The sequence below is a fragment of the Amycolatopsis sp. 195334CR genome, assembly GCF_017309385.1.
Taxonomy (GTDB): Bacteria; Actinomycetota; Actinomycetes; order Mycobacteriales; family Pseudonocardiaceae; genus Amycolatopsis.
The window spans coordinates 812,407-823,294 of the sequence record NZ_JAFJMJ010000003.1; the positions used below are offsets into that span (position 1 = coordinate 812,407).

The following is a 10,888-nucleotide window of genomic DNA, read 5'->3' on the forward strand; positions in this document are numbered from 1 at the left end:
CGAAGTGCGGCTACCCCCACGGTAGCACGTGCCCGGCCCGGCACCGGGGTCTCGGTTAGGGTCGGGCCATGCCACATGACGTCGTGTTGAAGCTGATGAACGGGGCCCACCGCGGCCTGCTCAAGGTCACCGGCGGCCGGGTGGGCTGGCAGGCGTCGGGCATGCCGGTGCTGGAGCTGACCACGGTCGGCCGCAAGTCCGGGCAGAAGCGCTCGGTCATGCTGACCGCCCCGGTGCACGACGGGGACACGCTCGTGGTGGTCGCCTCGCGCGGCGGTGACGACCACCACCCGGCCTGGTTCCTCAACCTGCGCGACAACCCCGAGGTCGAGGTGGCGCTGAAGGGCGCGCCCGCCAAGCCGATGCGCGCCAGGATCGCCACCGCCGAGGAACGCGGCGAGCTGTGGCCGCGCATCGCCGGCGACTTCCGGAACTACCGCGCCTACCAGGACAAGACCGAGCGAGAGATCCCGCTGGTGCTGCTGGAGCCGCGGTAGTCCCGGCCCACCTCACGGGGTGAGGATGGCGCGGCCCCGGATGCGCCCGGCTTCCAGGTCGTCGAGCGCGTCCTGGAAGCGTTCGAGCGGGTACTTCGCGGTGTGCAGCCGGACCCGGCCCTGCGCGGCCAGCACCATCAGCTCGCCCAGGTCGGTGTAGGACCCGACCAGGTTGCCGATGAAGTTGATCTCGGTGGAGATGACGTCGATGGTCGGGATGTCGATGTTCTCGCCGTAGCCGACGACGTGGTAGTCACCGGCCCGGCGCAGCATCCGCGTCCCGTCCTTCGTCGCGCCGCCCTCGCCGACGAAGTCCAGCACCACCTCGGCGCCGTCGCCGCCGGTGAGGGTGAGCACCTCGTCGACCTGACCGCCGTCGGCGACCACGCCGTGGTCGGCCCCGATCGACACGGCGAGCTTCACCGCCTCCGGGTTGCGGTCGACCACCACCAGTTCCGCCGCGGTGATCGCCTTGAGCACCTGGATACCGATGTGCCCGAGCCCGCCCGCGCCGATCACCACGCACCGGTCCCCCGGCCGCAGCTTGCGCGCCGCCTTGGCCGCCGCGTGGTACGCGGTGAGCCCGGCGTCGGCGAGCGCGGCCACGTCGGCGGGTTCGAGCGAGTCGTCGATGCGGACCACGCTGCGTGCCGAGGTCTTGAGGTACTCGGCGTACCCGCCGTGCGTGTCGATGCCGGGGAACTGCGACCGCGCGCAGTGGACGTCGTCACCGGAGCGGCAGGCCCGGCAGAGCCCGCAGGTGATCAGCGGGTGCAGGATCACCTTGTCGCCCTCGGCCACGTTGGTCACCGCGCTGCCCACCGCGTGCACCCAGCCCGCGTTCTCGTGCCCGATCGTGTAGGGCAGGGTGACGCTGGACTTCTCCGCCCACTGGCCCTCGAGGATGTGGATGTCGGTGCGGCACACCCCGGCGCCGCCGACGCGCACGATCACGTCGAACGGGCCGGTGACCTCCGGTGCGGGCACCTCGGCCAGCCGCAGGTTCTCCCCATAGCCGACCACCTGTACTGCCTTCATCATGCGTTCGCCTTCGCTTCCGGATAACGGGTTTTCAGCAGGCCGCGGCAGAAGTGCGCGTTGCCTTCGATGGAGATGCGGACCGAGCGCGCGAACCGCAGGCGCACCGGGGTTTCCTCGGCCGGGTAAGCGATCCCGTGCTCGTCCACCAGCACCTTCGACAGCGGGTCGAGGCTCAGGCCGAGTGCTTCGCGGCGGCGCAGCAACGCGTCGGTGGCCGGGCCGCCGGGCAGGTCCCCGAGCACGGTTTCGTGTGGCCGCAGTTCGGGATCCTGGCGGATCATCGCGGTGAGCGAACGTTCCATCGCCGCGGTGTGCGCCTTGCGGCGGAAGGTCAACCGCAGTTCGTCCAGGCTCTCCTCGGCTTCGGCACCGAACGTGCCGCGGTACCCGGCGTCGGCGGCGAGGCCGCGGTTGATCAGGTCCGAGTCGTGGTGGTCGTCCAGCCGCACCACGACTTCTTCCGTCCACGGCAACGCGGACAGCACGTCCTTCGCGTCGGAAGCCATCAGGTACGCGAAGTTCGGCGAGCAGAACGCCGTCGGCAGTCGCAAGTGGACGGTCACCCGGGTGCCGGTGACTTCCAGCGAGCGCACGAAGTCCAGGTCGGTGATGGGTTCGTCGAGTTCGGGGTCGAGCACCGCGTCCAGTGCCCCCCAGGCCTGCTGTTCCCGCATGCTCACACCCCCACCGGGGTTTCCAGGCCCAGCCCCGCCGGTACCTCGATGCCGTACATCGCGGCGGCGTTCAGTCCGAGCACCTTCTTCTTCTGCGCCACGGTGATCGGCGCGTACTCGGTCATGTCGGCCGGGATCTGGAAGTCGACGAACCGCTCGACCAGCCAGCGCGGCGTCCACAGCGCGTAGTCGCTGGAGAACTGGATCCGGTCCTCGCCGAGCCAGTACAGCAGTTCGCCGATGATCTGCGCGAAGTACCGCGGCCGGGTGTGGATGAACGGCATCGCCACGGCCAGCCCGGCGTGCACGTTCGGCTCCTGCGTGGCGATCCAGCAGAAGTCCTCCAGCCGGGGCAGGCCGCAGTGCTCGACCACGAAGTTCAGGTCGGTGAAGTCGGTGGCGGCGTGGTCCACGTCGGCCACGTCGAAGGCGTCGCGGTCCAGCGGGCGGATGGTCGGCCCCTTGTGGATGTGGATGTTCCGGATGCCGAGTTCCCGGCACGCCTCCAGGTAGCGGTAGCTCCACGGGTCGTCGAGCTTGTACCCGCGGGAGTCGCCCTTCCACTCGGCGGTGTAGAGCTTGACCCCCTTGAGCCCGAACCGGTCGGCGTCGCGGCGCAACTGCTCCAGGCCTGCCTGCTCGTAACGCGGGTCGTAGCAGTGGTTGTAGGTCAGCTTGTCCGGGTGCTGGCTAGCCAGCGCGAAGGCCTCCTCGGTCTGGCCGAACCCGTTCTTGTAGAAGGCGCCGAGGCGCGCGGGCTGGAAGATCGCGTGATCGACGTACCCGTCCTCGAACAGGTCCTTCATCAGCCGCTCGCCGCCGTAGTAGAGGTACTCCTCGTACGGCCACAGCTCCGACTCCGGGCTCAGGTTCCGGTGGTAGTCGTAGAAGCAGTCGATGAACTGCTTGCCGTGCACGTTGAGCTGGTTCTCCGGGCGGGCGTCCCAGAGCGCGATGTGCGCGTCGACGATGAAGTAGTGCTCGCCGTCCTTGCTGTACATGGGTTTCCTCCGCGTCGTGGCGCCTTCGGCACGTTCTGCGAGGGAACGCTAGGCAGGCCGGGGCAGCCGCGGCAGCGTCCGGCTGTCTCAGTTTGAGACACGCGCGCGGCGTGAACCGGCCGGTCGAGGGGTTAGCCTGGCGGGGACCGGCGCAATGACGCGTGCACGGGAGGTCGAAGTGGAGCAACGGCAACTTTCGCCGGACCGGCCGCGGCTGCTGGCGTCCTGGCAGCGCAGCGAGCGCTACGGCGTGTCACTGGACGAGGTCAAGCCGGTGTTCACCGGCTCGGTCGACACCGGTTCGCTGCTCTACGAATGCGGGTACGAGGTGCTCAGCGGGCTCCAGGCGACGCTGGCGAACGAACCGGTCAGCCTGATGATCACCGACAGCGCCGGGCTGGTGCTGGCCCGGCTGTGCAACGACAACTCGATCAACCGTTCACTCGATCGGGTGCACCTGGCGCCGGGTTTCTACTTCGCCGAGCGCAACGCGGGCACCAACGGGCTCGGGCTGGCGCTCGCCGATCGCGCTCCGTCACTGGTCAAGGCCGAGGAGCACTACTGCACCGGGTTGCGCGGGTACACCTGCGCGGCGGTGCCGGTGCTCGACCCGCTCACCGGTGACCTCGCCGGCAGCGTCAACCTGACCACCTGGTCGAACTCGTCCTCGGACCTGCTGCTCGCGCTGGCGCAGGCCGCCGCGGGCAACACCACCGCGCTGATGCTGGCCCGCTCGGCCGGGCGCCGGATGCGGCCGACCCCGCGCGGTGAGGTGTTCCACGTCTACGCCGACCGGTTCCCGCAGGCCGACGGCGGACGGCTGTGGCGCGACGCGGTCGCCGAGGCGCACACCGCGCTCGCGGCCGGGCGGGTGGTCGCGGTGGTCGGCGAGCCGGGGGCCGGGAAGACCGCGCTCGCTTCGATGGCCCACCGGCGGGCGCGCCCGCGTGAACGCGTGCTCAGCGCGCGGCCACCGGCACCCGACGACGTGCACGCCTGGCTGACGCTGTGGACGCCGGAGCTGGCGAAGGACGACACCTGCGTGATCGTTTCCGGGGTGGACGGACTGCCCGCGTGGGCCGCCGAGGAGCTGGCCAAGCAGTTCACCTCGGTCCGGCACGACGGGGCCCGGCCGCAGCCGTTCGTGCTGACCGCCGAGGACTTCGGCGCGCTGCCCGGTCCGCTCGGCGCTTTGGTCGACACCGTGGTCGAGGCACCCCCGCTGCGGCACCGCCCCGACGACATCCTGCCGCTGGCCAGGCACTTCGCCGAACGCGAGCGCGGACGGCCGATCAGCTTCACCGCCGCCGCGTCGCAGGCGCTGACCGAGTTCCACTGGCCGGAGAACGTCAAGCAGCTCAAGCGCGTGGTCCGCACCGCCGCGGCCCGCGCGGACGTGGTCGACCAGCGGCACCTGCCCGCCGAGCTGTTCAGTTCCGGCGCCCACCGGCTGAGCCGGCTGCAGGCGCTCGAACGCGACGAGATCGTGCGCTGCCTGACCGAACCGGGCGCCACCGTGGTGCGCGCGGCGGCCGAGCTGGGCATGAGCCGGGCGACGGTCTACCGCAAGATGGCGCAGTACGAGATCAAGGTGCCCGGCCGGTGAACAAGCAGACCCCCACTCAGCGCAGAACCGCGCTGACCAGGGTCTCCCGCAGCCAGTCCTGGTAGTCGTCCGGGGACCAGCCCGCCGTGCCGACCAGGCTGTCGTGCACCCCCGCGCTCATCAGGGCGACCGCGATGTCGACGGCCCGCGGGTCGACGCGGTGCCCCGCCGAGCGGATGCGCTCGACCACCATCTCCACCCCCATCCGGTTGCGGCGCGCGCCCTCCGCCTCGGTGGCCGCGAGGTCCGGGTCGACCGCCGCGCCCGAGCTGAGGATGGCCACGATGTCGCCGCAGCGTTCCCTGACCTGGCGGCTCGCCTGCGCCAGCAGCCCGAGCAGGTCCGCCGGATCGGTCAGGTCCTCGGCCGACGCCACCAGATCGGGCAGCCCGGCCTCGTCGTCGAGCAAATCGACGAGCCCGCCGAGCACGCCCGCCTTCGACCCGAAGTGCGCGTAGATCGTCTGCGGCGCGACCCCCGCCTCCTGCGCGATCAGCCGGATCGGGGTGCGCGCGTAGCCGCGTTCGGCGAACAGGCGACGCGCGGCGGTGAGGATCGTGCGCAGGGTCAGCGCTTCCCGCCGATCCCGCAGCCGGACGATGCCCGGCAGGTCCGCTGCCATGTATGCTCCGAAGTTAGAACGTCGTTCCAAGTTTTAGACCATCGATCCAGCGAGGATAGCCGATGACCGTCGAACAGATCATCTCCGGAATGCAGCAGGCGTGGAACGCGGGCGACGGCGCCGCCTGGGGCGCGCACTTCGCCGAGGACGCCGATTTTGTCGACGCGCTGGGCCGGATCCAGCGGGGCCGCGAGGTGATCGGCGCCGAGCACCAGAAGATCTTCGACACCATCTACCAGGGCAGCGTGCTGGAGTACCGGCTGGTCGACAGCCGCCCGCTCGGCGACGGCCTGCTGCTCGTGCACACCGACTCGACGCTGCGCGTCCCGGCGGGCCCGCGCAAGGGCACCATCGACGGCGTCCAGACCAAGCTGATCCGCGACGGCCTGATCCACGCCTTCCACAACACCGCCCGCGGCGACCTGGCCACCTTCACCCAGCACGACCCGGCGCTGGCCGCCCGCTCCCCGCTGGGCTGGAAGTCCTGACCTTCACAGGTCGGGCAGGCCGAGGTCCAGGTTGGGTTCCTGCAGGCCGCCGTCCACTTCGAGCAGCTTGCCGGTGAGGTACGCGCCGGCCGGGGAAGTCAGGTAGAGCACCGCCGCGGCGATGTCCTCCGGTTCGCCGAGCCGGCGCAGCGGGGTGTCCCGCTCCATGCGCTCGAGCAGTTCCGGGTTCGCCGCGACCACCTCGAGCGCGGAGGTCAGCACCGTGCCCACGGCGATCGCGTTGACGCGGACCTTCGGCGCCAGATCCGCCGCGGCGAGCCGGGTGTAGTGCGCGAGCGCGGCCTTCACCGTGCCGTAGGCGAGGTAACCGCGCCCGGCCACCCGGCCCAGCGCGGAGGAGATGTTCACGACCGCGCCCCCGCCGCCCGCCACCATCGCCGGGGCGGCGGCGCGGGTCAGCGCGTGCGCGGTGGAGACGTTGAACCGGAACGCCTCTTCGAGGAACCGGGGTGAGGTGTCCAGCAGCGGCCGCGGCAGGGTGCCACCGACGTTGTTGACCACGATGTCGAGCCTGCCGAACGCGCTGGTGGCCGCGTCGGCCAGCGCGGCGGCGGCCGCCGGGTCGCTGAGGTCGGCGGTGACCACCTCCGCCTTGCGGCCCGCGGCTTCGACTCGCCCGGCGACCTCGCGCAACTGCTCTTCGGTGCGGGCGGCGAGCACCACGTCGGCACCGGCTTCGGCCAGTGCCACGGCCGTCGCCGCGCCGATGCCCCGGCCGGCGCCGGTCACCACGGCGACCCGGTCGGTCAGCCGGAATCGGTCGAGGATCATGGCAAAACTGTAACACGTTCTACTGACGGAACCCGCCATCTCACGTTTCGCGCCGCCCGGGCGTCTACCGGGTATGGACAAGTACGCGAAACGTGTGGCCGCCACCGACTGGGGCGCGGTGGGCACCGAGCTGGCCGACCTCGGCTGCGCTCTGCTGCCGCAACTGCTCACCCCGGCCGAGTGCCGCCGGATCGCCGCGCTGTGGCCGGAGACCAGCCGGTTCCGCGCCACCGTCAACCTGCGCCGCCACCGGTTCGGCGATCACGGCGACTACCGCTACTTCGCCGAGCCCTTCCCGGAGCCGGTCGCCGCGCTGCGCGAGGCGCTGTACCCGCGGCTGCTGCCGATCGCCCGCGACTGGTACGCCAAGCTCGGCCGTGACGCCGAATGGCCGGACACGCTCGCCGACTGGCTGCGCGTCTGCCACGACGCCGGGCAGACCCGCCCGACGCCCATCCTGCTGCGGTACGAGACCGGCGGGTGGAACGCGTTGCACCGCGACCTCTACGGCGAGAAGATGTTCCCGCTGCAGGTCGTCATCAATCTCGACGAGCCGGGCACGGACCACACCGGCGGTGAGTTCCTGCTGGTCGAGCAGCGCCCGCGGGCCCAGTCACGCGGGACGTCGACGCTCATCCCGCAGGGCCACGGCCTGGTGTTCACCACGCGCGACCGGCCGGTGGCCTCCGCCCGAGGCTGGTCGGCGGCGCCGGTGCGCCACGGCGTCTCCCCGGTCCGCAGCGGCCGGCGGCACACCCTCGGCCTGGTCTTCCACGACGCCACCTAAAGGCTTTCCGGCAGGCCGAACCGGCTGAAGTCCGCGTCCAGGAACGAGACGACCTCGGCGATCCGGTCGCCGCGCACGGCGAGCACGTCCAGTCCGCAGGGCAGGTGGGCCCCGCGTTCCTCGTCCCAGCAGTAGGTGCCGAAAGCGAGCTGGCCGTTCGCGCGGGCGGGCAAGAACCGCCAGCGCCACCGCAGCGGCCCGCTCGCCAGGAACTCGCGGATGCCGTCGCGCCCGGAATACCACTCGAACAGCGGTGGCATCGAGTACCTGGCGTCCTCGGTCAGCATGTCCACAATGGCCTGGAGATCCCCGCGCTGCCACGCGTCGGCGTACCGGCCGGCCAGTTCGCGGACGGTGTCCGCACCCGCCGCGGCCAGCTCGGCCTGCTGGCTGGTCCGTTGTGGATCGATCGCCCGGCGGGCCCGCTGGAGCGCGCTGTTGACCGAGGCCACGCTGGTCTCCAGCAGTTCGGCGACCTCGTTCGCGGAGAACTCCAGCACCTCGCGCAGCAGGAGCACGGCCCGCTGCCGGGCGCCGAGGTGCTGCACCGCGGCGACGAACGCCAGTTCCACGTTCTCCCTGGCCGCGTACCGCGCCTCCGGCCCGAGCCGGTCGTCCGGGTAGGGCTCCAGCCAGGACACCTCGGTCTCCGGTGCGCCGGGACCGAGGTGGGCGGGCAGCTCGCGGCGGCCGCGGCGCTCGATCGTGGTCAGGCAGCGGTTCGTGGCGATCTTGTACAGCCAGGCGCGGACCGTGCCCCGGTCCGGGTCGAACTTCGGCAGCGCGCGCCAGGCCCGCACCAGTGCCTCCTGCACCGCGTCCTCGGCGTCGTGCACCGAGCCGAGCATCCGGTAACAATGCGCTTGCAGTTCGTCACGAAAAGGGTCGACGAGCCTGCCGAAAGCAGCCGGATCACCGGCGCGCGCCGCGTCGGTCAGCTGTGCGGTGCTCTCGCCAGGCATGGTCGAATCCTACGGCAGGGCAGAAATACCGCCACCATTAGCAGTATTACCCGTGTTATTCACGGCGCGGCGAGTGGTGCGGGCAACCACTCGGCGAAATCCTCGGCCTCCTCGCGCAGCTGCGCCTCGGCGCCGGAAAGCCACTCCACCGACTCCCACGACTTCACCGTGAACCCCGCGTCGGCCAGCACCTCGACAAAGGCCTGACCAGCGAGTTCCAGTGCGGGGTACGGATTGTCGTCGGTACGGGACGCGACGCCGAAGCGGTGCTCACGCACCGCGACCGCGATCAGGTCCGTGCCGTACATCCGCTCGGCCAGCACCACGGCTTCAGGCTCGCCAAGGGGCCGGTCCAGCATGCCGAAGAGCCTCGTGACATTCCGTGAAGCCATGCTCGAAGAATACCGAGGAATTCGCGCCGCAACGACGATTCACCCTCTCGCCGAATTCGCCGGGGCCAAACCGTCCAGCCAGTTGAAGCGAAATATCATCCGGTGAACTGCTCCATTCGGCTCAGCGGTGGTGCGCGAAGAGATCTTCGGCCAGCGCCGCCGGTCCGGGGCAGGCCAGCGCGCGCCGGGACATCGCCGCCGAAGTCCACTGGTACGCCCGGTCGCCGAGCACCTTCGCGCACGCGCCGGCGAGCACGTCCGGATCGAGTCCGGCCGGGTCGAGCCGGACGCCGAGCCCGAGCGCCGCCACCCGCTCGGCGTTGTACGGCTGATCGGAGAACAGCGGCAGCACCACCATCGGCGTTCCGGTGCGCACGGCCTCGGCGACCCCGCCGAAACCACCGTGGGACACGAACAGTTCGGCCGACTCCAGCAAGAGCCGTTGCGGGGTGAACTCCAGCAGCCGCACGTTGTCCGGCCGCGATCCCGGCCACCGCCGCGGATCGCTCCCGAGGCCGACCACCGCCGAGACGGGCAGCCGCCCGAGCGCGGTGATCAGGAGTTCCAGCAGGTCCGGGCTCTCCGGCACCACGGTCGCCGCGACACTGCCCAGCCCGGCGACCACGAGTGGACGGTCGGCGGGGAGGTCGAGCGAACCGTCCAGCACCCCGTCCGGCTCGGCCGCCCGATAGCACCGCGGCGGGTCGGCCGGATACCACTCGGGCGGCACGAACCCGGCAACGAAGGTCCGATTCGGATACCACGGGTCATCGACCTCGGCGAGGCCCAGTTCCGCGCGCTGGCCGTTGAGCGCGGCCCGCACCGACGGCAGGGTCGCCGTCGAACCCGGCGCGATGTCCAGCACGGCTTGGCCCACACCCAGCCGTTCGGCGGCCAGGTGCCCGCCGAACTCGTTGCACTCGCGCACGATCAGGTCGGGGCGCCAGGTTTCGCACACCCGGATCAGGTCGCGTGCGAACACCCCGGCCAGCGGTCCGGCGAAGGCCGCGGCGAGCGGGCCGGACTCGGCCCTGGCCGTCGCCGCCCGCGCGCTGCCCTCCGGGTCACCGGGCATTCCCGGGCTGGTGGCCACCTCGGGCCGGTCGAGCAGTTGCGCGAGCGTGAGCACGTTCGGCAGGGACAGGTGCTCGATCCCGGCGGCGGTCACCTCGGGTGCCATGCCCGGCGCGGTCGCGACGGCCACTTGGTGCCCGGCCCGCCGCAGCGCGCGGGCGACCGGCAGCACCACCGGCACCAGGTGCGAGTAGAACGGCAGGCAGGTCAGCACCACGCGCACGTCAGCACCGCCGTCCGGTGATCGTGGTCGTGCCCAGCAGCGCGAGCGGGCCGTGGGGCTGGCGCTCGGTGACGGTGAACCCGTGGCGCGCCAGCAGCCCGCGCACCGGTCCGGGATCCTCGGCCTCGATCACCACCTGCCGGACACGAGCCCAGTCCGGTTCGTCGATCCCGGCGAGCACATCGAGTTCGGCGCCTTCGACATCGATCTTGAGCAGGTCGATCGCCTCCGCCGCGGGCAGGAGGGCGGAAAGTCGTTCGACCGCGACGGTCACCGGAACGCTGTCCTCCAGCAGGCGACCGGCCGCGGGAACCAGGTCCCGCACGCGTGCCTTCGACTCCGGGTAGCGCGTCGAATTGCCCGGCAGGTCGCGGTAGTAGGTGAACGGAACGGCCGCCTCGCGCCGGGCACCCAGCGCCACCTCCCTGGTGACCACGTCCTCGTGGCCGTGGTGCGCGAGGTTCGCGCGCAGGGCGCGGAACGTGCTGGGCACCGGTTCGACGGCGAGCACCCTCGCCCGCGGGTAGCGGCTTTTCAGGTACAGGCTGAACAAGCCGACGTTCGCGCCCGCGTCCACCACCACCGGGTCGTCCGGTAATCGGATACCGGGCCCCAGATAACAGTTGTCACGGAATATCTCCTGATACATGAACCCGATCTCGGCGGTGTCCCCGGAATCGTTAACCGGGACGTAACAACCGAATTCTCCGGACAGCCGGACATAACGAA

At 71.1% G+C, this 10,888-nt stretch carries 13 protein-coding genes; 4 read left to right on the plus strand and 9 right to left on the minus strand.

Annotated elements, in window-relative coordinates; translation table 11 throughout:
• Positions 1-68 precede the first annotated feature (68 nt).
• The gene (locus tag JYK18_RS40940) at positions 69-497 is read left to right on the plus strand and encodes a nitroreductase/quinone reductase family protein (RefSeq protein ID WP_206809296.1); all 429 of its coding nucleotides are present in this window, start codon (positions 69-71) and stop codon (positions 495-497) included.
• Between the two features lie 12 nt (positions 498-509).
• Here JYK18_RS40940 and JYK18_RS40945 read toward each other — a convergent pair whose 3' ends face one another.
• From JYK18_RS40945 to JYK18_RS40955, 3 genes are read right to left on the minus strand one after another with little or no spacing between them, the layout of a single operon-like run.
• The gene (locus JYK18_RS40945; protein ID WP_206809996.1) at positions 510-1,535 is read right to left on the minus strand and encodes an NAD(P)-dependent alcohol dehydrogenase; all 1,026 of its coding nucleotides are present in this window, start codon (positions 1,533-1,535) and stop codon (positions 510-512) included.
• The gene (locus tag JYK18_RS40950) at positions 1,535-2,212 is read right to left on the minus strand and encodes an iron-sulfur cluster assembly protein (protein ID WP_206809297.1); all 678 of its coding nucleotides are present in this window, start codon (positions 2,210-2,212) and stop codon (positions 1,535-1,537) included. The genes JYK18_RS40945 and JYK18_RS40950 overlap by 1 nt, the downstream gene beginning before the upstream one ends.
• Before the next feature lie 2 nt (positions 2,213-2,214).
• On the minus strand, positions 2,215-3,213 hold the full coding sequence (locus tag JYK18_RS40955; RefSeq protein WP_206809299.1) for an amidohydrolase family protein: 999 nt from the start codon (positions 3,211-3,213) through the stop codon (positions 2,215-2,217).
• Between the two features lie 154 nt (positions 3,214-3,367).
• Between JYK18_RS40955 and JYK18_RS40960 the strand changes: the two genes are divergently transcribed.
• Positions 3,368-4,819 carry a helix-turn-helix domain-containing protein gene (locus tag JYK18_RS40960; protein WP_206809300.1) on the plus strand — a complete coding sequence of 484 codons (1,452 nt, stop codon included), beginning with the start codon at positions 3,368-3,370 and terminating at the stop codon, positions 4,817-4,819.
• Positions 4,820-4,835: 16 nt separating this feature from the next.
• Here the strand turns inward: JYK18_RS40960 and JYK18_RS40965 are convergent, their stop codons facing one another.
• The gene (locus JYK18_RS40965; RefSeq protein ID WP_206809301.1) at positions 4,836-5,441 is read right to left on the minus strand and encodes a TetR/AcrR family transcriptional regulator; all 606 of its coding nucleotides are present in this window, start codon (positions 5,439-5,441) and stop codon (positions 4,836-4,838) included.
• Between the two features lie 62 nt (positions 5,442-5,503).
• On the opposite strand from JYK18_RS40965, the gene JYK18_RS40970 reads away from it, so the two are divergent.
• Positions 5,504-5,929 carry an SgcJ/EcaC family oxidoreductase gene (locus tag JYK18_RS40970; protein ID WP_206809302.1) on the plus strand — a complete coding sequence of 142 codons (426 nt, stop codon included), beginning with the start codon at positions 5,504-5,506 and terminating at the stop codon, positions 5,927-5,929.
• Positions 5,930-5,932: 3 nt separating this feature from the next.
• Here JYK18_RS40970 and JYK18_RS40975 read toward each other — a convergent pair whose 3' ends face one another.
• Complete coding sequence (locus JYK18_RS40975; RefSeq protein ID WP_206809303.1) at positions 5,933-6,721, minus strand: SDR family oxidoreductase; 789 nt, start codon at positions 6,719-6,721, stop codon at positions 5,933-5,935.
• 73 nt (positions 6,722-6,794) lie between these two features.
• Here JYK18_RS40975 and JYK18_RS40980 point away from each other — a divergent pair, with 73 nt between their 5' ends.
• Positions 6,795-7,508 (plus strand): 2OG-Fe(II) oxygenase, encoded by a 714-nt coding sequence (locus JYK18_RS40980; protein WP_206809304.1) that lies wholly within the window; start codon positions 6,795-6,797, stop codon positions 7,506-7,508.
• Here JYK18_RS40980 and JYK18_RS40985 read toward each other — a convergent pair.
• The 4 genes from JYK18_RS40985 to JYK18_RS41000 all read right to left on the minus strand — a co-directional run bounded on the left by JYK18_RS40985 (position 7,505) and on the right by JYK18_RS41000 (position 10,808).
• Entirely contained in the window at positions 7,505-8,470 is a 966-nt protein-coding gene (locus tag JYK18_RS40985) for a sigma-70 family RNA polymerase sigma factor (protein ID WP_206809305.1), read from the minus strand. The genes JYK18_RS40980 and JYK18_RS40985 overlap by 4 nt on opposite strands.
• Before the next feature lie 59 nt (positions 8,471-8,529).
• The gene (locus tag JYK18_RS40990; protein WP_206809307.1) at positions 8,530-8,862 is read right to left on the minus strand and encodes a hypothetical protein; all 333 of its coding nucleotides are present in this window, start codon (positions 8,860-8,862) and stop codon (positions 8,530-8,532) included.
• 121 nt (positions 8,863-8,983) lie between these two features.
• On the minus strand, positions 8,984-10,159 hold the full coding sequence (locus JYK18_RS40995) for a glycosyltransferase (protein ID WP_206809308.1): 1,176 nt from the start codon (positions 10,157-10,159) through the stop codon (positions 8,984-8,986).
• A 1-nt stretch (position 10,160) separates the two neighbouring features.
• A complete protein-coding gene (locus JYK18_RS41000; protein ID WP_206809309.1) occupies positions 10,161-10,808 on the minus strand; it encodes an FkbM family methyltransferase in 648 nt (215 codons plus the stop codon).
• Positions 10,809-10,888: the final 80 nt, after the last annotated feature.

Bases quoted from the DNA above. Each gene is read 5' to 3' on its own strand.
- JYK18_RS40985 (WP_206809305.1), bottom strand. From the start codon at position 8,470: ATGCCTGGCGAGAGCACCGCACAGCTGACCGACGCGGCGCGCGCCGGT.
- JYK18_RS40970 (WP_206809302.1), top strand. From the start codon at position 5,504: ATGACCGTCGAACAGATCATCTCCGGAATGCAGCAGGCGTGGAACGCG.
- JYK18_RS41000 (WP_206809309.1), bottom strand. From the start codon at position 10,808: ATGTATCAGGAGATATTCCGTGACAACTGTTATCTGGGGCCCGGTATC.
- JYK18_RS40975 (WP_206809303.1), bottom strand. From the start codon at position 6,721: ATGATCCTCGACCGATTCCGGCTGACCGACCGGGTCGCCGTGGTGACC.
- JYK18_RS40980 (WP_206809304.1), top strand. From the start codon at position 6,795: ATGGACAAGTACGCGAAACGTGTGGCCGCCACCGACTGGGGCGCGGTG.
- JYK18_RS40945 (WP_206809996.1), bottom strand. From the start codon at position 1,535: ATGAAGGCAGTACAGGTGGTCGGCTATGGGGAGAACCTGCGGCTGGCC.
- JYK18_RS40950 (WP_206809297.1), bottom strand. From the start codon at position 2,212: ATGCGGGAACAGCAGGCCTGGGGGGCACTGGACGCGGTGCTCGACCCC.
- JYK18_RS40955 (WP_206809299.1), bottom strand. From the start codon at position 3,213: ATGTACAGCAAGGACGGCGAGCACTACTTCATCGTCGACGCGCACATC.
- JYK18_RS40990 (WP_206809307.1), bottom strand. From the start codon at position 8,862: ATGGCTTCACGGAATGTCACGAGGCTCTTCGGCATGCTGGACCGGCCC.
- JYK18_RS40960 (WP_206809300.1), top strand. From the start codon at position 3,368: ATGACGCGTGCACGGGAGGTCGAAGTGGAGCAACGGCAACTTTCGCCG.
- JYK18_RS40965 (WP_206809301.1), bottom strand. From the start codon at position 5,441: ATGGCAGCGGACCTGCCGGGCATCGTCCGGCTGCGGGATCGGCGGGAA.
- JYK18_RS40940 (WP_206809296.1), top strand. From the start codon at position 69: ATGCCACATGACGTCGTGTTGAAGCTGATGAACGGGGCCCACCGCGGC.